The following is a 20,117-nucleotide window of genomic DNA, read 5'->3' as shown; positions in this document are numbered from 1 at the left end:
GAAATATGTTGGGTTTGAACAAGAAGATCGGCGGCTTGATGCTGGGTGCCGGCCTGCTGCTGGCGGGGAGCGCCGCGCAGGCGGAAAATTATCCGAGCAAGCCGGTCCACATCCTGGTGCCTTACGCGGCCGGCGGCGCGGTCGACGTGCTCGCGCGCACGCTTGCCCAGGCGCTGGCCAAGACCTGGGGGCAGCAGCCCGTGATCGACAACCGTCCCGGTGCGGGCGGCATCGTCGCCTCGCAGGCACTGACGCAAGCCGCGCCCGACGGCTACACCCTGATCCTGGTCGCGAGCGGTCATCCGCTCAACCAGTTCATCTATCCGAGCGTGCCCTACGACACGTTCAGAGATTTCACCGCGATCACGGAAGTCGCGTCCTCGCCGCTCGCGATCGTGGTCGCAAAGGACAGCCCGTACAAGACACTCGGCGATCTCCTCGCCGCCGCCAAGAAGGAGCCGGACAAGCTCTCCTACGGCATGTCCGGCAACGGCACCTCGGCGCATCTCGCGGGCGAGCTGCTGAAGTACATGTCCGGCACCAAGATCGTTGCGATCCCCTACAAGGGCGGCGCACCGGCGCTGACGGCCGTGATCGCCGGCGAGATCCCGCTCAGCATCAACCCGCTCGCGGAAGCGATCGGCCAGCTCGAAGGCGGCCCGGTGCGCGCGCTCGCGGTGACCTCCGCCGAGCGCTCCAAGGCGCTGCCGGATGTGCCGACCATCGCCGAGGCCGGCGTGCCCGGCTACGACGTCTCGGTCTGGTGGGGCGTTCTAGGGCCTGCAAGAATGCCACCAGAGATCGTCGCGAAGCTCGAGACCGATCTCAAGGCCGCGCTGCAAGACCCCGGCGTGCTGTCGACGCTCGGCAAGATCGGCGCCACCCCGGTCGGCTCATCGCCCAAGGATTTCGACGCCTATGTGCGCGCCGAGGCGGTCAAATGGGAGCCGGTGCTGAAGGCCGCCAACATCCGCGCGCAGTGAGGCCCTGCGGCGCAAATAAAGCAACGCGCGAGTAGCACGGCTCGGTCCGCAACAAGGCCCGGGCTGGCAGACCCGCGATCAGATTGCTCAGCAACGGCCGCGCCGCGAGACCGACGATGATACCGGCCGCGGAGGCGAGCAGGCTGACGCCATATTGCCTCCCGGCCGCGCCGCTCCCCCATCACGTGCAATGCAGCGTTCCACTGGTGCAACCGTGGCCGAACTGCGCTAGCTTGCGCCACCCATGACTCGACGTACCGGCAGCGCCGATCTTCCTCTCCACACCGGGCGGGTCCCGCCGTGGCTTGCGAGCCGTATGGCTTCGCTCGGCGCGATCGTCACCCAAGCGATCGTGCATCATTATGGCCGCGATGCATTCCTTCAGCGCCTGTCGCATCCATTCTGGTTCCAGTCGTTTGGCGCCGTGATGGGCATGGACTGGCACTCTTCCGGCATCACCACCTCCGTGATCGGCGCCCTGAAGCGCGGGCTCGGACCGCTTCAGGACGAGCTCGGGATTTATGTCTGCGGCGGCCGGGGTCAGCATTCACGCAAGACGCCGGACGAGTTGATGCAGCTCGGCGACCGCGTCGGATTCGACGGCATCAAACTGACCCGTGCCAGCCGTCTGGTGGCCAAGGTCGACAGCGCCGCGGTCCAAGACGGCTTTGACCTTTACCTGCACGGCTTCTTCGTGACCGCCGACGGCAAATGGACGGTGGTGCAGCAGGGCATGAACGGCGACAAGCGGCAGGCGCGACGCTATCACTGGCATTCCGAGGCGCTGAAGAGCTTTGTCGATACGCCGCACAGCGCGATCGACGGACCGCAGCAGGGGGAGATCGTCAATCTCACCGATCATCGCGCCGATATGTCTCGGACGGCGCAGGTCGAGCTGCTCTCCGATCTCGGCCCGGATCGCATCATCTCCGAGTTCGAACGGCTCATGGGGACCGAGTCCACGCCGGCACAAGGCACGCTTCCGCATCTGATCATGCCCGCACATCACGACGTCCGTCCCAAGGACGTGTTCGCGCGCCGCCTGCACGGTACGCTCGCCGCCGCAGCCGAGCGTGGCCCGGTCGATTTTCCGGAACTGCTGCTGACGCCGGGCGTCGGCGCACGCACCGTGCGCTCGCTCGCGATGGTCGCGGAGGTCGTGCACGGCGCGCCCTATCGCTTCACCGACCCCGCGCGCTTCTCGCTCGCCCATGGCGGCAAGGACCGGCATCCCTACCCCGTTCCGATCAAGGTCTATGACGAGACCATCCGGGTGCTGAAGGGCGCGATCCAGAACGCGAAGCTCGGACGCGAGGAGGAGATGCAGGCGATCAAGCGCCTCGACGACCAGGCGCGGCGGCTGGAGCGGACCGCACAGGGCCCCTCGGTTGCGGCTTTCATCGCCGGTGAGCGTGCGGCCTCACCGGATCTCGGTGGCCGCTCGGTGTTCGGCTGGGAGCGCGAGCTTGCGCCCACAAAAAAGCGGACCGGCTGAACGCCGGTCCGCAAGTTGGCGGGGGAAAAGACCTTCTCCTCAGCTTTCGCTCGTATCCTCATCCCCGAGCCGATTGGCGGCATGATCCTGGTACTGCTCGGTCTGGATGAACTTGCCATCCATGCCGCGGATGTCCGAGTGTTGGGCCTTGTCGCGGTTGGACAGGACCATGTTATCGCCGATCTTGTCCTTGGGCACCTCGGCGAACGCGCCGGTACCATCGCCCTTTCCATGCATGCCGGATCTGAAGTGCGTCTTGCTGCCATTCCCGCCTGGCATCGATCTCTCCTTCAAATGATCGCCCCCCGAAGCTTTAGTGCTTCTGCTGTTGTGCTGACGGTTTTGGCGGCTTGTGGCCGCTCTGGCCGGGATTGTTGTGCTTGTTGTGGTCGCTCTCCTGGTTTAGTCCACCCCGGCTCACCGGAAACTCGCTCTGTCGCGCCTCCGCCTTCGCGCGATGAACGGTCCTGTCTTGCGGATGACCGGAGACCTGATCGAGCTCGCGTCCGTCAGGTACGTCAGGCTTGCGCTCGAGTATGCGCAGCTGCTGTTCATGGGTTTTTCTGCCTTGCATTTCTGGATCTCCCGATGTCACCCGCCTCTGCGATGGGGGCGATGGGAGCTGCCGCGATCTTGCTGGTATCCCAAATTGATCGTGTTCTGCCTGATGTTGCCTTGCTGGCCCTGCCGGTCCGGATTTTGTGCGCGTTGTTGACCGTGCGAGGTCTGGGCGGACGACATTTGTTTGCTCTCGCCAGTTCCCCTCCGGCTCTGATTGTCCGGCGGAACAGGTGGCATCCTGCTGGTCATGATTCTGCCTCCTGGAACGCTGTGGAAGCTTGCGGTGCGGGCGGCATGGGAACTCGTGCCGAACTTCACCGCCGCGAGGCCTTGGAGACAACTGCCGTCGCCGCGTATTGTTCCTGACTGATCACGTGGAGCGATGGTTTTCCGAAGAACAGGAAACGTCAGTCTGCCTGAGCGAGAGATCGATCAACCATCGCTCGTGCCGCAGCAGTCCCCTGTGTTCCGCTGGAGTCCGCCGTGACGGGCAATTTCTCGATCGCGCGAAGGCCCGGCCGCTTGCGCCAGTGAACCTGCGATGGATCGACCGCGAGACCAAGCCGCGGCCAACGGACGAACAGCGCTTCCAGCGCGCAGGCCGCCTCGATGCGCGCGAGCTGATGGCCGAGGCAGAAGTGGATTCCCGTGCCGAACGAGATATGGCGGTTCGGCTTACGTTCGAGATCGAGGCTCTCGGGACGATCATGCATCGCCGGATCCATGTTCGCAGCGGCGAGCATCACCATGACGCGGTCGCCCTTCTTCAAGCGCACGCCTTCGACTTCGACATCGCGCCGCACATAGCGCGGCTTGGAGAATTGCACCGGCGAGACGAAGCGCAGGAACTCCTCGACCGCAAGCCCGACGCGGCTCCAGTCCTGTTCCAGCCAGTCGCGCAGCCCGGAATTCCTGAGCAGCTCGTAGACGGACCCGCTGATGAGATGCGTGGTGGTCTCCGATCCCGCCCCGAGCAACAGAAACACCATCGAAACCATTTCATCTGGCGTGATCTGGCCGCCTTCGCGCTCGACCTGGATCAGCTCGGCAATCAGGCCCTCGCCGCCCTGCACGCGCGCGATCTGCAACTGCTGCTCGAGGTAGGCGCGCATCTTGCGGACCGCGAACAGCAAGCGGAAGAAGCTGAGGACATTCGTCAGCGATGACATCGCGTTGGCCCAGGCGATGAACTTTGGACGATCGGCCAGCGGCAGGCCCAGCAGCTCCGAGATCACCGCGAGCGGCAGGATTCGCGCATAGCGCTGGACGAGATCGGCCGGGCATTCCTTCGCGAACAGCTCGTCGGCCAGACCGTCGGCGATGGCACGGATGCGAGGCTCCATCGCGACGATCGCGCGGCGGCGAAACGCTTCGTCCACGATGCTGCGCAGCCGCGTGTGATCCGGCTCGTCCATCGTCAGCATGTTGTTGGCGATAGTCCTGACGGACCTCCGCATCCACCAGCTCAAACCCGCGACGTCGCCATCCTCCTTGCGCAACGTGAAGGTCGCGCCGTCCTTCAGGACCTCTGCGGTGGCGTCGTGGGTCGTGGTGATCCAGACATCGCCGACCAGGGGAAAGCGCGTCGCGACCACCGGGCCGGATGCGCGCAATGCCGTGATCGCCTTGGGCGGATCGCGGAAGAAGGCCTCGCTGGTGAAATCGAGGCGCGCTGTCATGGGATCACCGTTGTGGTTGGCGCCTCAACCAGATGGTGTGCGCGCAACGGTGCGCAAGAGCCGGAACCGGCAGAAGGACCAGAGAGCCTATCCGCGTCCGGGCGACCGCTGGCCACCCTTGCGCTGCTGCTGGTTGGTATAGGAGTCCCAATGGCTCCAGCTGCCATTGCTGAGGCTTTGCAGGTCGGTGCCAAGCGGTCGGCGCGTGCGCTTGTCGTGATCGGCGATGGCGCGCTCGGACTGCGCGATCTTGCGCTTGAGTTCCGCGATCGTCTTCTGCGTCTGGCCGTTCCGCTTCGAGGTGGCGATCTCGCCCATCGTGAAGCGTGCGGTCTCCAGCGCCTTCAACTCGGCGCGGTTCTTCTTCAACTGAACCCGGTGCCAGGCGATGTTGCTGTCGCTGTCCGCAACCATGTGGGAACTCCGCTGATTCGGTCCCACATAGTATCGTGCGGCGAATCGGCGCCGCAACGCCCCGGCGGTGGCGAAAATACGATCTTCTCGCGCAGAAATTTCGTGCCCGGAGCCCCGGAACGGGCTCTGGATTCCTATTTCGACGCGTTTTCTTTGCGCGAACCGGTATGCTCGAAAACGCTTCAGCGCTCGGCAAAGGCCTTTTCGACCACGAACTGGGCCGGCTCGCCGTGATTGCCCTCGACGAAGCCGCGCTCGCCGAGCAGCACGCGGGTATCCGCCACCAGCGCCGGGCTGCCGCAGATCATGACGCGGTCGTGGGCAGCCTCCAGCACCGGCAGACCGATATCGGTGAACAGCTTGCCCGAGGTGATGAGGTCGGTGATGCGGCCTCGGTTGCGGAAGGGATCGCGGGTCACGGTCGGGTAGTAGATCAGCTGGTTGCGGATGTACTCGCCGAGCAGTTCGTCCTTCGGCAGATGCTCGGTGATCATCTCGCCATAGGCGAGCTCCTTGACGTGGCGGCAGCCGTGCAGCAGCACCACCTTCTCGAACCGCTCATAGGTTTCGGGGTCCTTGATCACGCTCAGGAACGGCGCAAGTCCGGTGCCGGTGCCGATGAGGTAGAGGTTGCGCCCCTCCTCCAGATTGTCGATCACCAGCGTGCCGGTCGCCTTGCGGCTGACGATGATCTCGTCGCCTTCCTTCAGATGCTGGAGGCGCGAGGTCAGCGGACCGTCCGGCACCTTGATCGAGAAGAACTCCAGCGTGTCCTCGTAATTGGCACTGGCGACGCTGTAGGCCCGCAGCAGCGGCTTCTCGCCGACCTTGAGGCCGATCATGGTGAATTCGCCGTTGCGGAAGCGGAAGGTCGGGCTGCGGGTGGTCTTGAAGGAGAACAGCGTGTCGGTCCAATGGTGGACGCTCAAAACGCTTTCCTGATTGAAATTGCTCATCTCACCCTTCCGTTTCGCTTCTGTGCGGTTCCGAGGCGGTCAGCTATGCGTCGTTTGTACACGATCATTCGTATACTAATGAATAATCCGGCTTGATCCCGCGGTCAAGGCTGCCCAAGATCGGAAGCGTTGCAGTTAGGAATAAGGAGCCCTTCCATGGCGCATGACGCACCCCAGGCCACCGGACCCTCGAAGCTCGTGATCCGCAATATCGGCCTGATCCTGTCCGGCGCTTTGGAAAAGCCGATCCTGGACGGCGACACCATCGTCGCCGAGAACGGCAAGATCACCGCGATCGGCCGCTTCAAGGACGTCGACATCGAAGGCGCCACCACCATCGTCGATGCCAACGGCACCACGGTGGCGCCGGGCCTGATCGACAGCCACGTCCACCCGGTCGCCGGCGACTGGACGCCGCGCCAGAACCAGATCAACTGGATCGACAGCTACCTCCATGGCGGCGTCACCACCATGATCTCCGCCGGCGAAGTGCACATGCCCGGCCGGCCCCGCGACGTCGTCGGCCTCAAGGCCATGGCCGTGTTCGCCCAGCGCGCGTTCTGGACCTTGCGTCCCGGCGGCGTGAAGGTTCACGCCGGCGCGCCCGTGATCGAATGCGAGATGGTGGAAGAAGACTTCAAGGAAATGGCCGCCAACGGCGTCAAGCTGCTCGGCGAAGTCGGCTTGGGCGGCGTGAAAGACGGCCCGACCGCGCGAAAAATGGTCGGCTGGGCCCGCAAATACGGCATCCAGAGCACCATCCACACCGGCGGCCCCTCGATCCCCGGCTCCGGCCTGATCGACAAGGACGTGGTGCTGGAGGCCGACACCGACGTCGTCGGCCACATCAATGGCGGCCACACTGCCCTGCCCGACGACCAGATCCGCTGCATCTGCGAGGGCTGCAAGCGCGGCCTCGAGCTCGTGCACAACGGCAATGAGCGCTCGGCGCTGTTCACGCTGCGCACCGCGCGCGAGATGGGCGACCTGCACCGCGTCATCCTCGGCACCGATGCGCCCGCCGGCTCCGGCGTGCAACCGCTCGGCATTCTGCGCATGGTCTCGATGCTGTCCTCGCTCGGCGACCTGCCGGCCGAGCTCGCGTTCTGCCTTGCTACCGGCAACACCGCGCGGATGCGGCAGCTCGACTGCGGCCTGATCGAGGTCGGCCGCTCCGCCGACTTCGTCATCATGGACAAAGCCCAGCACTCGCCGGGCAAGAACATCCTGGAGAGCGTCCAGCTCGGCGACCTCCCCGGCATCGGCATGACCATCATTGACGGCATCGTGCGGACGCAACGGAGCCGCAATACGCCCCCGGCGGGGAAGGTGCCGGAAATCGTGGCGAAGTAAGCCAGGAAAATGGTGCCGTAGGGTGGGCAAAGCGAAGCGTGCCCACGTCTGCCAAAGCGATAAAGGTGGTGGGCACGGCGCAAGAGCGCCTTTGCCCACCCTACGAGACCAACATCACCGCAGCTTGTTCAACAGCGCCATCAGCAGCTCGCGCTCCTTAGGCTCGAGCGGGGCCAGCGTCTCGCGCGTGATCGCAAGCGCATTGGGCGCCAACTTCTCCGCAAGCTGCAGACCCGCGCGCGTCAAGCTGACAAGGAGTCGCCGTCCGTCATCGGGATCCTGGCTGGTCTCGGTCAGGCCGCGCGCGGTCAGGCGATCGATCACGCCCTTGATGGTCGCGACGTCCATCGCCGTCAGCCGCCCGAGCTGATTCTGCGAGCACGGTCCGGTCTCGGCCAGCTTCGACAGCGCCGCCCATTGCGTCGGCGTCAAATTGGTGCCGATGTCGCGGGTGAAGATCGAGCTGTGACGCTGCCAGACCTGGCGCAGAATGAAGCCGACCTGCTCGTCGAGCACATAAGGCGGCTTGTTGAGCGCTTTGGCCGGTTTGACGCTCTTCTTCGCCGCGACGCTTCTCGCCATCCGTCCCCCGCCCTTCCCCTTGCCGTCACAACGACAGATGCGCGTCGCGGATGTCCGGACGCGCGTCGAGCTCGGCCATGGTGCCGCCGAAACAGATGCGGCCGCGCTCGATGATGTAGGCGCGGTCGGAGATCAACCGCGCGAAATGCAGATTCTGCTCGGAAACGACGATGCTGACGCCCTCCTTCTTCATGGTCAGGATGGCATCGACCATCTGCTCCACGATCTTCGGCGACAGGCCTTCCGAGGGCTCGTCGAGCAGCACCAGCGAGGGATTGCCCATCAGCGTGCGCGCGATGGTGAGCATCTGCTGCTCGCCGCCGCTCATGCGGCCGCCGGGACGGTTCTTCATCTCGCCCAGATTTGGAAACAGCGCGAACAGTTTTTCGCGCGTCCAGTGCGGCGCATTCGGACGCTTGGGTTGACGGCCGACTTCGAGGTTTTCCTCCACCGTCAGGTCGGTGAAGATGCGCCGCTCCTCCGGCACGTAACCGAGGCCCTCGCGCACGATCTCGTGTGTCGGCTTCGCCGAGACGTCCTTGCCCTCGAACATGATCCGGCCGGAGCGCTGCGCGACGAGGCCGACGATCGAGCGGAACGTCGTCGACTTGCCGGCGCCATTACGGCCCAGCAGCGCCAGCACTTCGCCCTCACCGACCTCGAACCCAATGTCGAACAGGATATGCGCCGGGCCATAATGGCTGTTGAGGTCTTGCACCGTGAGCTTCATGCCGATGTTCCCTCGCGGTGGCGGGCATCGTAGACGAGGCCCTCGCCGAGATAGACCGCCTGCACCTGCGGATTGCCGCGCACCTCCGCCGGCGAACCTTCGGCGATCAACGTCCCGCGATTGAGCACGATGATGCGGTCGGCATGCTCGAACACCACATCCATGTCGTGCTCGGTGAAGAGCACGCCGATGGATTTTTCGCGCGCGATGCTCGCGGTCAGCCGCATCAGATCGACGCGCTCGCGCGGCGCCATGCCGGCAGTCGGCTCGTCCATCAACAGCAGCTTCGGCTGGTTGGCGAGCGCGACCGCAAGTTCGAGCCGCTTGAGATCGCCATAGGCGAGCTCGCCGCAGGGACGGTCCGCGTAGCCGCCCATGCCGACCAGCTCGAGCAGGCGGCCGGCTTCGCCGCGGTCGAACTTCGGCGCCGAGCCCCAGAGGTTGTAGAGCTGCTTCTCATGCGAAATCAGCGCGACCTGGACGTTCTCACGCACGGTCATGGTGGCGAAGGTCGCGGTGATCTGGAACGTGCGTCCGACGCCGAGCCGCCAGACCTCACGCGGCTTCCTGCCTGTGATCTCTTCGCCGAGCAGGCGGACATGGCCGGAATCCGGCTTGTTCTGGCCGTTGAGCATGTCGAAGCAGGTGCTCTTGCCTGCCCCGTTGGGGCCGATCAGCGCCAGGATTTCGCCGGCCCGCAGCGAGAACGAGACGCCGCGCACGGCATGGATGCCGCCATAGGATTTGGTCAGGCCTTCGACCGCGAGAAGTGGGGGTATGGCGCTCATTCGGCGGACTCGATCGGCTTGGCAAGCAAGGGAGATCCCGGCGGCGATGACTTCCTGCGGCGCTGCGCCAGCATCTCCAGCATGCCGACGATACCCTTGGGGAAGACGACGACGATCAGCATGATGAAACCGCCGAGCACGAGCTTCGACAGGTCGGTCTGGCTCACCAGCCAGATGTTCAAAGCCTTGTAGACGATGGCGCCGATCACCGCGCCCGACACCGTCTCGACGCCGCCGAGCAGCACCATGACCAGCGCGTCGACCGACAGCGAGATACCGAGATTGTCGGGGAACACGCTGCCCTTGAGGTAGGCGAACAACGCGCCGCCAATGCCGGCGGTCGTGCCTGCGATGACGAAGGCGGTCCACTGAATGCGCTTGGCATCGATGCCGATCGCCTCGCTGCGCAGAAGCGAGTCGCGCGTGGCACGGAGCGCGTAACCGAACGGCGAGAACACCATGGCCCGCAGCGCCACGGTCACCAGCGCTGCGACACCGAGCGCCAGCCAGTAGAAATGCGACGGGCTCGCCGCCCAGCTCGACGGCCAGAGGCCCAGAATGCCGTTGTCGCCGCCCGTCACGCTCACCCACTGGAACGCGATCGACCACACGATCTGCGCGAAGGCGAGCGTCAGCATCGCGAAATAGACGCCGGAGAGCTGCACCGCGAAGAAGCCGAACACCGCGGCGCCCAAGCAGCCGAGCAGCGGGCCGAGCAGCAGACAGACGATCATCGGCAGCCCCGCCATCTTGGCGAGGAAGGCGATGCCATAGGCACCGAGCCCGAAATAGGCGGCGTGGCCGAAAGACGCGAGCCCGCCCACCGACATCAAGAAGTGCAAGGAGACGGCGAAGATCACGAAGATCGCGATCTCCGAGCCGACGGTCAGCGCGTAGTTGCCTGCGAACAGCGGCAGCGTCGCCGCGATGACGAGCGCTGCCAGCGAGGCCAGCCGCTCGTTCGACGTCAGCGGCCGCCAGGGATTGACGGTGAGACCAGGCGTCTTGCGCGCAGCCGCCTCCGGCTTGCCGAACAGGCCCCAGGGACGCACGATCAGCACCACCGCCATCACCAGGAAGACCAGGATGATGGAGATCTTCGGAAAGATCAGGATGCCGAAGGCGTTGAGCTCGGAGACCAGCACGGCGGCGACGAACGCCCCGACGATGCTGCCGAGGCCGCCGATCACGACAACAACGAACACCTCGACGATGATGCGCAGATCCATGGCGTGGTGCACGGCGTCGCGCGGGATCTGGAGCGCGCCGCCGAGCGCGGCGAGGAAGACGCCGACCGCAAATACTGACGTGAACAGCCATTTCTGATTGACGCCGAGCGCTGCAACCATGTCGCGGTCCTGCGTCGCCGCGCGCACCAGCACACCCCAGCGCGTGCGCTGGAACAGCAGCCAGAGAATGCCGAGCACGACTGGGCCGAGCACGATCAGGAACAGATCATAGCTCGGGATGTTCTGGCCGAAGAAGTCGATGGCGCCCTTGAACCCCGGCGCACGGCGGCCGACGAGGTCGTCTGGCCCCCAGATCAGCACCACGAGATCCTCGACCATCAGGGTCAGGCCGAAGGTTGCGAGCAGCTGGAACAGTTCCGGCGCATGATAGATGCGGCGGAGCAGCACCATCTCGACGATGACGCCGATCAGCGCCACGGCGAGCGCCGCCAGCACGATGCTGCCCCAGAAGCCGAACGCGCCGGAAAGGCGCTCGGTCAGCGTGAAGGCGATGTAGGCGCCGATCATGTAGAAGGCGCCGTGGGCGAAATTCACGATCCGCGTCACGCCGAAGATGATCGACAGGCCCGACGCCACCAGGAACAGCGACGCGGCGCTGGCGAGACCGGTCAGAAACTGTACGACGTAAAAGGCCATCTTCGGTCCGGGTTGGTTGAAATCGTAGGGTGGGTTAGCCCTGCAGATGCGCAGAGCGCATCTGCTCGGCGTAACCCACCATCTTTTCTCGTGTGGCACCGAAAGTGGTGGGTTACGCCAAGCGGCCTGCGCTACGCGCGGTCCGCAGGGCTACCCCACCCTACGGCAGCGGAGATCAATCCTTCGGGCGCAGCTTCGCGACTTCGGCATCGCTGGGCAGGTAGTCCGCGCCCTTCTTGTAGGACGAGTCCACCATCACGCCCTTGCCGTCCTTCAGCACGGTCTTGCCGACAAAGGCGCCGAGCGTCGACTGATGGTCGATCTTGCGGAAGGTGATCTCGCCGAACGGCGAGCCCATCGACAGGCCTTCCGCTGCGGCGATCAGCTTCTCCGGGTCGGTCGAGCCGGCCTTGGCGAGAATGGCGGCGGCCGACTTGATGGTCTGGTAGCCGACGATCGAGCCGAGACGCGGATAGTCGTTGTACTTGGCCTGGTACGCTTTCAGGAACGCGTCATGCTCGGGCGTCTTGATCGAGTACCAGGGATAGCCGGTGACGATCCAGCCCTCCGGCGTCTCGTCCTTGAGCGGGTCGAGATATTCGGGCTCGCCGGTCAGGAAGGAGACAACCTCGCGCCCCTTGAACAGGCCGCGGGTGTTGCCTTCGCGCACGAGCTTGACGAGGTCGGCACCGAAGGTGACGTTGAGGATCGCCTCTGGGTTGGCGGCGGCAACCGCCTGCACCACGGGACCCGCGTCGATCTTGCCCTGCGGCGGCCACTGCTCGTCGACCCACTGGATGTCCGGGCGCTTCTCCGACATCAGCTTCTTGAACACCGCAACCGCCGACTGGCCGTACTCGTAGTTCGGCGCGATCGTCGCCCAGCGTTTCGCCGGCAGCTTGCTGGCAGCCTCCACCAGCATCGCCGCCTGCATGTAGTTCGAGGGACGCAGGCGGAAGGTGTACTTGTTGCCCTTGGACCAGGTGATGGCGTCCGTGAGCGGCTCGGCCGCGAGGAAGAACACCTTTTTCTGGTTGGCGAAGTCCGAGACCGCAAGACCAATGTTCGACAGGAACGTGCCGGCGAGCATCGCGACGCCCTCGCTCGAGACGAGCTCGTTGGCCGCGGTCTGCGCATCGGCCGGCTTGCCGCCGTCATCCTTGGAGATGACGACGAGCTTCTTGCCGTTGATGCCTCCGGCCGCGTTGATCTCCTCGACCGCAAGCTGCCAGCCCTTGCGATAGGGCTCGGTGAATGCCGGCAGCAGCGAATAGCTGTTGATCTCGCCGATCTTGATGTCCTGCGCCACGGCCGAATGAGCCATGCCGCCCGCCAGAAGCGCGAAGGCCGCGCCGACGAAGTAATTTCTTGCTCGCATCCCAACCTCCAGTTTGAAACTCGCTTGCGTCTTCTATCTCAGACCGTCTTCGCCCTTGATCTCCGCGACCGTCAGCCCGCCGACGCGCGGCAGCGGACGGCCGCTGTCGGTGACGGCGACCGCGACCATGATCTCGTTGGCGCGCGGCGCGTCGTTGATCTGCACTTCCATGCCGTCGAAGTGGCTGCGCACGAAGGCAGCATCCTTGTGCCCGAGCGGAATGTCGAGCGTCGTGCCGGGCCCGCTGCGCTTCTTCGACGACGGGATCAGCGCCGCGCCCTTGCCCAGAACTTTACGCACCGGCGCACCCATCTTGGGGTGAAGGATGGCGGCCGCATGCTCCAGCTCGCCGTTCTCGCCGACGGCCGCGGCCTTGCCGTAGCTCTGCGCCTTGGCGCCATCGATGCCGAGCGCGGCCACCGCGCGCTTCGACAAGAGCTCGCCGAGCTCCTCGCCGATCGCGATCAGCGGCGAAAGATCCTCGACATATTTTCCGGCAAAGGGATTCTCGATGACGGCAATCGCAGCCGCACGCCGGGTCGGCGGCGAGACCTGGCGGCCCATCTCCGTCTGCGTCTCTTCGACGACGGTGACGATCTTGCGGATGATCGCGCTCATGTTTCGCTTCCCTCTTCAGGCACAGGCCGCGTTCTCCAGCACAAGCGGGCGCGATCGTTGCTCTTCTATATCCTTTGTTCCGATGACAAGCATATCACCACAAAGCCGCAGCATGGCACCTTCGATCAGTCCGCGATCGAACAATTGCCGTGCACAATCCGCGCCAGATTCCAGCGCAGCTGCGATTTCATTGTGAGACAATGCGCCGACATCGCGGGTGACGAGGCGCGCGCCCAGATCGCTGTCGGGCTGAAGCTCGTTCGCAGGCTTTCGGCTGATCGCAGGATGCCCGGGCAGATCGACGGCATTGGCAATCACTGTCGCGGCCGCATCGGCCTGCGAAGCGGTTGCCGCCAGCACAGTCACAGCATCGGCGATCCCGAGCGAGAAGCTGCGGCCGTGCCGGCCGCTGGTCGCAATCCCGCGGACGGGATCGTTCGCATCGACCCTCATGGTCCGCATCACGCCGTCGCGGTCCGGCCGGTCCATCAGACCGACGGCAAAATGCTCGCCCTTGCCGAGATGCAGCGCGATGTCGCCCCCGTTATTGACGTAGGCCCGATCGAGCGTCGCGGCGACCATCATCGCCCCGAGGATCTCTTCCGCCACGCTGCCGGCCACCGCGGCCATCGGCGTGATGAAGCAAGCGACGGCATAGGGCGCGACAGCAGCGTGCATACGACGGGCGACAACGCCCTTCAGCGAGGTTTTCTCCTCGGCCGGCGCACGCAGCCCCGGCAATTCCGCACAGAGTTCGTCGAGCAGTCCGGTGAACCGCTGCGCCGCGGCGTCATAGGCCGCCCGCACTGCGTCCGCGCGCCCCCTCGCCTCGACAATCAGATCAATCGGTCCATCCTGCAAATGCAGCCGCCGGCCATCAGACAGCAATGCGATTTGCGGGCGCCTCATCATGTCCGGCGCCCCGGAATCGGGTTGTGCCAGGGCAGCTGGCGGACATCATCGCCGTTCTGCACCTCCGCGAGCGGCTTCACGTAATCCATGTGCCCGCCGAGCGCGGCATAGTCGGACAGCTTCATGGTGAACTCGATCGGCGCGACCAGGGCCGGTGTCGGCACATAGCCGAACGCGCCTGAAGGCATCTGCGTCACATCGACCATGTAGGTGATGCCGCCGCCCGGCCAGACATAAACCGGCGCGCCGCCGCTGGTGACGCGCGTCAGCGCATCCTTCACCGAACGCGTCAGCCGCACCGGATTGTCGGTGACCCCTGCCCGCAGCGAGCCGCCGGCGCCGGCCATGAACAGCACGGTGCACAGCGCGGGCTCGCAATTTTCCTGGATACGCTCGACCGAGAACTTCAAGTCAGCCGGCATCTCGGTCTCGATCGGCTTCAAGGCCTCGTCGAGCACGTAATAGGACGAATGCTCCCCGGTCGTGGAGACCATCAGCATGGTCAGCCCGGGCTTTGCTTCCTTGGGATCGAACGGGCCGAGGATCGACAAGGGATCGGAGATGTTGGTGCCACCCCAGCCCGTGCCGGGATCGGCGACCTGAAAATAGCGGCCGGGCGTCGAGCGGCGGCCCTTCATCTTGATGCCGGTGTCGGCGATGTCGAGCAGCTTACCGGCCTGATGCTCCGAGAGCACGCCGGTGATGTGGTCGTCGACGACGACGACCTCGTCGACCTTGCCGTGCCACTGCTTGGCGAACATGCCGATCGTCGCCGAGCCGCAGCCGACGCGCATGCGCTCTTCTTTCATGCCATTGACGATCGGCGGCTGGCCTGCCTGCACGACCACCGTGGCGCCGCCGTCAATGGTGAGCTCCACCGCCTTGCAATTGGCGAGATCCATCAGCGTGTCGCAGGTGACGCGGCCCTCCTTCTTGGAGCCGCCGGTCAGGTGATGCACGCCGCCGAGCGACAACATCTGCGAGCCGTATTCGCTGGTGGTGACGTGGCCGACCGCCTCGCCTTGCGCGCGGACGGTCGCGGTTTCCGGGCCGAGATAGCGGTCGGTGTCGATCTTCACCTTGATGCCGCAATAGGAGAAGATGCCCTCGGTGACCACGGTCACCATGTCGACGCCGTCGACCTCCGCGGAAACGATGAACGGAGCGGGCTTGTAGTCGGGATAGGTCGTGCCCGCGCCGATCGCGGTGACGAAGGTCGAGGGTTCGTGGACGATCTTGCCGTCCCAGTCCTCAGTGCGGCTGAACGGAACGAGCTTGCCGCCATGCGAGACGGTGCGCTCCAGGATGACGTGGGGATCGACGCGGACCAGCTTGCCGTCGTGATTGGCGTAGCGGTCGCAGGCGCCCGCCGCGCCCGGCTTGATGTAGCACATCACCGGACAAGCATCGCAGCGGATCTTGTCGATGACGGCGCTCGTCGTTTCAGTCACCATGTCGGAGCCGGCGGCCACTGCGGTTATCATTCGTACACGAACAATGTTGCGCGCGGTCCCCTGGCGCTGTCAAGCGGCGGTGCAACGCAAAAGATGCGGCTGCCGCATAAAACCTCATTTGCCTACCGGCTCTGTCCACAAAGAAGGCAACCACGCTGCAGTGCGGGATGCACGGCTTGCACGTTTGTGTACAAACGGTATCGTTCGCCACGGTAGAGTTACGCGCGCTTGGGAACGAGGATGACGAAGACACCGATCCGCCTCACCGTGAACGGCAGGATCCACGAAGTCACGGCGGAGCGCCAGACGCCGCTGCTCTATGTGTTGCGCAACGAGCTCGCGCTCAACGGCCCAAAATATGGTTGCGGCCTCGGCGAATGCGGCACCTGTACTGTCCTGATCGACGGCGCGGCGGCGCGCTCCTGCGTGATTCCCGTGAGCGGCTGCGCCGGCCGCGACATCGTGACGCTCGAAGGCCTCGGCACCCGCGACACGCCCGATGTGGTGCAGCAGGCTTTCATCGACGAGCAGGCCGCGCAATGCGGCTACTGTCTCAACGGCATGATCATGACCACCAAGGCGCTGCTCGCGATCAATCCGCGGCCGACCGAGCAGGAGGCGCTGGCGGCGCTGCGCTACAATCTTTGCCGCTGCGGCACGCATGTCGAGATCCTGCGCGCGGTCATGCGCGCATCGGGCCAGCTCACCGAGGCCGCAGATTGATGGCCTCCCCTGTTTCGAACCGAGCTGAGCGGCCGTCCGGTTCGCTCATCGTCGCCCGCAGCGTGGACGAGGTCACATCCGAGACCTTCGTCCGCATCACCGCGGACGGCGCGGTCACGGCCTATAACGGCCATGTCGATCTCGGCACCGGCATTCGAACCGCTCTTGGCCAGATCGTCGCCGAAGAGCTCGACGTCTCCTTTGCGCGCGTCGTGGTCGTGCTCGGCGACACGGCCGTTGTGCCGAACCAGGGCGCGACGATCGCGAGCGAAACCATCCAGATCACCGCCGTTCCCCTGCGCAAGGCCGCGGCGCAGGCGAGGCACTTCTTGATCGCACGCGCGGCCGAACGTCTGGAGCTGCCGGCCGCCGATCTCAAGATCGAGGACGGCCTCGTGCGCGGCCACGACAACCGCAGCGTCAGCTATGGCGAGCTGATCGGCGGCGAAGAAATCCGGCTCGAGCTCGAAGACGACGTCACTGTGAAGCCCGTCGGCGATTACGCGATCGTCGGCCACTCCGTCCCGCGTGTCGACCTGCCGGCCAAGGCCACGGGCGAGCTGACCTTCGTGCACGACATCCGCCTGCCTGGCATGCTGCACGGCCGCGTGGTGCGCCCGCCCTATGCCGGCGTCGATGCCGGGCCGTTCGTCGGCACCAGCCTCATTGCGGTGGACGAATCCTCGGTGCGCGACATCCCCGGCCTCGTGGCCGTGGTGCGCATCGGCGATTTCGTCGGCATCGTTGCCGAACACGAGGAGAATGCTATCCGCGCCGCCGAACAGCTCGAGCTGAGCTGGAAGCCGACGCCCACCCTGACCGATCTCGCCGATGTCGAGACTGCCCTGCGCGCCAATCCCTCGACCCCGCGCACGCTGATCGACAAGGGCGAGGTCGACAAGGCGATATCGGGCGCGGCCAAGCCGATGCAGCGCACCTACGTCTGGCCGTATCAGATGCACGCCTCGATCGGCCCGTCCTGCGCGGTCGCCGATTTCCAGGACGGCAATATCCGTGTCTGGTCTGGCACGCAGAATCCGCATGTACTGCGCAGCGATCTGGCGCTGCTGATCGAGCGCCCCGAGAGCGAGATCGAGGTGATCCGGCTGGAGGCCGCCGGCTGCTACGGCCGCAACTGCGCCGACGACGTCACCGCCGATGCCCTGCTGCTGTCACGCGCCGTCGGCCGGCCCGTGCGCGTGCAATTGACGCGCGAGCAGGAGCATGCCTGGGAGCCCAAAGGCACCGCGCAGCTCATCGACGTCAATGGCGGCCTCGACGCTGACGGCGGCATCGCTGCTTACGATCTTGCCACGCGCTATCCTTCGAATGCGGCACCGACGCTGGCGTTGCTGCTGACCGGCCGCATCTCGCCCGATCCCGCGGTGCTCCAGATGGGCGACCGCACTGCGATCCCGCCCTACGATTACGACAACATGCGCGTCGTCGCCCACGACATGGCGCCGATCGTGCGCGCCTCCTGGTTCCGCGGCGTCTCGGCGCTGCCGAACACCTTTGCGCATGAATCCTATATCGACGAGGCTGCAACCGAAGCCGGCGTCGATCCCATCGAATATCGCCTTCGCTACTTGAAAGACCAGCGCGCGGTCGATCTGGTCAATGCGGTGGCCGAGCGTGCGGGCTGGACGCCACGACGGACCCGCGAGGAGAAAGACGGCGAGGTCGTGCACGGGCGCGGCTTTGCCTATGCGCTCTATGTCCACAGCAAGTTTCCCGGCTATGGCGCGGCATGGTCGGCCTGGGTCGCCGACGTCGCGGTGAACAAGACGACCGGCGACGTCAGCGTGACGCGCGTCGTGGCGGGACAGGATTCCGGGTTGATGATCAACCCCGACGGCGTGCGCCACCAGATCCACGGCAACGTCATTCAGTCCACCAGCCGCGCGCTGATGGAGGAGGTCTCGTTCGAGCGCGGCGCGGTGGCAGCGCGCGAATGGGGCGCCTATCCGATCATGCCCTTCCCCGACGTGCCCAAGATCGACGTGCTGATGCTGCCGCGTCAGGACCAGCCGCCGCTCGGCGTCGGCGAGTCCGCCTCGGTGCCGAGCGCGGCGGCGATTGCCAATGCAATCTTCGATGCCACCGGCGTGCGCTTCCGCGAGCCGCCGTTCACGCCTGAGCGAATCCTCAAGGGGCTACACGGCGAGGCACCGGCGACACCACAGGCCCTGCCCGCGCCCGCAGCCCCGCCTCCTTCTCGCATCTGGCAAAATCCGTTCGCCAAGCGCGCCGGCATCTTCGCGGCAATCGCAGCCGTTTGCACCGCTGCGATCGGCATCGGCGCCGCGCTGCTGCCAGGGCGTGTGATTGCGCCGATCGCGCGGCCCGATGCGTCGGTCTATTCCGCGGCGACGATCGCGCGCGGAGAGCAGCTTGCCGCACTCGGCAATTGCGCGGAGTGCCACACCAACATTGGCGGCGCGCTCAACGCCGGCGGGCGGGCGCTGGAAACGCCGTTCGGCATCATCCACAGCACCAACATCACACCCGACGTCAAGACCGGTATCGGCGCCTGGTCCTATCCCGCGTTCGAGCGGGCGATGCGCGATGGGCTGCATCGCGACGGGCGCCAGCTCTATCCCGCCTTCCCCTACACGCATTTTGCCAGGACCAGCGACGCCGACATGCAGGCGCTCTACGCCTACCTGATGGCCCAGCCCGCGGTGCGCGCGACGACACCCGCCAACACGCTCGCCTTCCCGTTCAATCTGCGCCCGCTGCTCGCGGGCTGGAATGCGCTGTTCCATCGGACGGCGGAGTTCAAGCCCGATCCCGCGAAGTCGGAAGCCTGGAATCGCGGCGCCTATCTCGTCGAGAGCCTCGGCCATTGCAGCGCCTGCCATTCGCCGCGCAACGCGCTCGGCGCCGAGCAGCGCAACGCCTATCTCGCCGGCGGATTTGCCGAGGGCTGGGAAGCGCCGGCGCTGACCTCGCTCTCGCACGCGCCGATCCCGTGGAGCGAGGACGAGCTCTACGCCTATTTGCGCACCGGCCATTCGCGTTACCACGGCGTCGCCGCCGGCCCGATGGCGCCGATCGTCCGGGACCTCAAGGCTCTGCCCGATCAGGACATCCGTGCGATGGCGGTCTATCTCAGCTCGTTCAACGACACCGCGACCGATCGACAGGCGCAGGATGCGCTCGCCACCAGGCTCGAGAGCGCGACCCAGGTCACCGTCGCGTCCTCCACCGGCGCCCGTCTCTACCAGGGCGCCTGCGCCGTCTGCCACGAGATCGGCGGTCTGCCGCTGTTCGGCACCAGGCCTTCGCTCGCGCTCAACAGCAACCTGCACAGCGCCACTTCCGACAATCTCGTGCAGGTGATCCTGCACGGCGTCACTGAGCCGGCGTCGAGCGATCTCGGCTACATGCCGGCGTTCAGAAACAGCATGAGCGACGCGCAAGTCGAGGAGCTCGTCAGCTTCCTGCGCAAGCAGTTCGCCCCGGACAAGCCGGCATGGACCGGCGTGCGCGAGACGATCGCGCGGGTGCGGGCGGCCGCGCACTGACGATATGACCGTCATTCCGGGGCCGAGCATAGCGAGGGAGCCCGGAATCCATAGTCACGAAACGGGGTTATGGAT

At 65.5% G+C, this 20,117-nt stretch carries 18 protein-coding genes; 5 read left to right on the top strand and 13 right to left on the bottom strand.

Going from position 1 to position 20,117, the window contains the following annotated elements; genetic code table 11:
• Positions 1–5 precede the first annotated feature (5 nt).
• Together JQ566_RS05360 and JQ566_RS05355 are read left to right on the top strand one after the other, a co-directional pair.
• On the top strand, positions 6–983 hold the full coding sequence (locus JQ566_RS05360; protein ID WP_212370755.1) for a tripartite tricarboxylate transporter substrate binding protein: 978 nt from the start codon (positions 6–8) through the stop codon (positions 981–983).
• Positions 984–1,227: 244 nt separating this feature from the next.
• The gene (locus JQ566_RS05355; RefSeq protein ID WP_212370752.1) at positions 1,228–2,478 is read left to right on the top strand and encodes a DUF763 domain-containing protein; all 1,251 of its coding nucleotides are present in this window, start codon (positions 1,228–1,230) and stop codon (positions 2,476–2,478) included.
• Positions 2,479–2,517: 39 nt separating this feature from the next.
• Here the strand turns inward: JQ566_RS05355 and JQ566_RS05350 are convergent, their stop codons facing one another.
• From JQ566_RS05350 to JQ566_RS05330, 5 genes are all read right to left on the bottom strand, one after another.
• Entirely contained in the window at positions 2,518–2,757 is a 240-nt protein-coding gene (locus JQ566_RS05350; protein ID WP_212370750.1) for a hypothetical protein, read from the bottom strand.
• A gap of 34 nt (positions 2,758–2,791) precedes the next feature.
• A complete protein-coding gene (locus JQ566_RS05345) occupies positions 2,792–3,052 on the bottom strand; it encodes a hypothetical protein (RefSeq protein ID WP_212370747.1) in 261 nt (86 codons plus the stop codon).
• Positions 3,053–3,446: 394 nt separating this feature from the next.
• The gene (locus JQ566_RS05340; RefSeq protein ID WP_212370745.1) at positions 3,447–4,718 is read right to left on the bottom strand and encodes a cytochrome P450; all 1,272 of its coding nucleotides are present in this window, start codon (positions 4,716–4,718) and stop codon (positions 3,447–3,449) included.
• An 87-nt stretch (positions 4,719–4,805) separates the two neighbouring features.
• Positions 4,806–5,132 (bottom strand): hypothetical protein, encoded by a 327-nt coding sequence (locus tag JQ566_RS05335; RefSeq protein ID WP_212370743.1) that lies wholly within the window; start codon positions 5,130–5,132, stop codon positions 4,806–4,808.
• 182 nt (positions 5,133–5,314) lie between these two features.
• The gene (locus JQ566_RS05330) at positions 5,315–6,088 is read right to left on the bottom strand and encodes a ferredoxin--NADP reductase (RefSeq protein ID WP_211409261.1); all 774 of its coding nucleotides are present in this window, start codon (positions 6,086–6,088) and stop codon (positions 5,315–5,317) included.
• A 156-nt stretch (positions 6,089–6,244) separates the two neighbouring features.
• On the opposite strand from JQ566_RS05330, the gene JQ566_RS05325 reads away from it, so the two are divergent.
• Complete coding sequence (locus tag JQ566_RS05325; RefSeq protein WP_212370742.1) at positions 6,245–7,441, top strand: amidohydrolase family protein; 1,197 nt, start codon at positions 6,245–6,247, stop codon at positions 7,439–7,441.
• A 114-nt stretch (positions 7,442–7,555) separates the two neighbouring features.
• Here JQ566_RS05325 and JQ566_RS05320 read toward each other — a convergent pair whose 3' ends face one another.
• From JQ566_RS05320 to JQ566_RS05285, 8 genes are all read right to left on the bottom strand, one after another.
• Positions 7,556–8,023: a MarR family winged helix-turn-helix transcriptional regulator gene (locus tag JQ566_RS05320; RefSeq protein WP_212370740.1), complete on the bottom strand. Its 468-nt coding sequence runs from the start codon at positions 8,021–8,023 to the stop codon at positions 7,556–7,558.
• A gap of 25 nt (positions 8,024–8,048) precedes the next feature.
• A complete protein-coding gene (locus tag JQ566_RS05315) occupies positions 8,049–8,753 on the bottom strand; it encodes an ABC transporter ATP-binding protein (protein ID WP_212370739.1) in 705 nt (234 codons plus the stop codon).
• Positions 8,750–9,541: an ABC transporter ATP-binding protein gene (locus JQ566_RS05310; protein ID WP_124158685.1), complete on the bottom strand. Its 792-nt coding sequence runs from the start codon at positions 9,539–9,541 to the stop codon at positions 8,750–8,752. The genes JQ566_RS05315 and JQ566_RS05310 overlap by 4 nt, the downstream gene beginning before the upstream one ends.
• Positions 9,538–11,427, bottom strand: a complete 1,890-nt coding sequence (locus tag JQ566_RS05305) for an ABC transporter permease (protein WP_212370738.1) — start codon at positions 11,425–11,427, stop codon at positions 9,538–9,540. Before JQ566_RS05305 ends, JQ566_RS05310 begins: the two co-directional genes overlap by 4 nt.
• Before the next feature lie 175 nt (positions 11,428–11,602).
• Positions 11,603–12,805: an ABC transporter substrate-binding protein gene (locus JQ566_RS05300; RefSeq protein ID WP_212370737.1), complete on the bottom strand. Its 1,203-nt coding sequence runs from the start codon at positions 12,803–12,805 to the stop codon at positions 11,603–11,605.
• A 33-nt stretch (positions 12,806–12,838) separates the two neighbouring features.
• Positions 12,839–13,423 carry an amino acid synthesis family protein gene (locus tag JQ566_RS05295; RefSeq protein ID WP_212370736.1) on the bottom strand — a complete coding sequence of 195 codons (585 nt, stop codon included), beginning with the start codon at positions 13,421–13,423 and terminating at the stop codon, positions 12,839–12,841.
• Positions 13,424–13,438: 15 nt separating this feature from the next.
• Positions 13,439–14,335 carry a UPF0280 family protein gene (locus JQ566_RS05290; RefSeq protein ID WP_212370735.1) on the bottom strand — a complete coding sequence of 299 codons (897 nt, stop codon included), beginning with the start codon at positions 14,333–14,335 and terminating at the stop codon, positions 13,439–13,441.
• Positions 14,332–15,789, bottom strand: a complete 1,458-nt coding sequence (locus JQ566_RS05285) for a 6-hydroxynicotinate reductase (protein ID WP_212371504.1) — start codon at positions 15,787–15,789, stop codon at positions 14,332–14,334. The genes JQ566_RS05290 and JQ566_RS05285 overlap by 4 nt, the downstream gene beginning before the upstream one ends.
• A gap of 240 nt (positions 15,790–16,029) precedes the next feature.
• Here JQ566_RS05285 and JQ566_RS05280 point away from each other — a divergent pair, with 240 nt between their 5' ends.
• Positions 16,030–16,512 (top strand): (2Fe-2S)-binding protein, encoded by a 483-nt coding sequence (locus tag JQ566_RS05280; RefSeq protein ID WP_212370734.1) that lies wholly within the window; start codon positions 16,030–16,032, stop codon positions 16,510–16,512.
• On the top strand, positions 16,512–20,042 hold the full coding sequence (locus JQ566_RS05275) for a molybdopterin cofactor-binding domain-containing protein (RefSeq protein WP_212370732.1): 3,531 nt from the start codon (positions 16,512–16,514) through the stop codon (positions 20,040–20,042). Before JQ566_RS05280 ends, JQ566_RS05275 begins: the two co-directional genes overlap by 1 nt.
• The last annotated feature ends 75 nt before the right edge of the window (positions 20,043–20,117 follow it).

This window comes from Bradyrhizobium sp. SZCCT0231 (assembly GCF_018130245.1).
Lineage (GTDB): Bacteria > Pseudomonadota > Alphaproteobacteria > Rhizobiales > Xanthobacteraceae > Bradyrhizobium > Bradyrhizobium japonicum_F.
The sequence above is the reverse complement of the archived record's forward strand: the minus strand, read 5'-3'. Positions and strand labels throughout refer to the sequence as shown.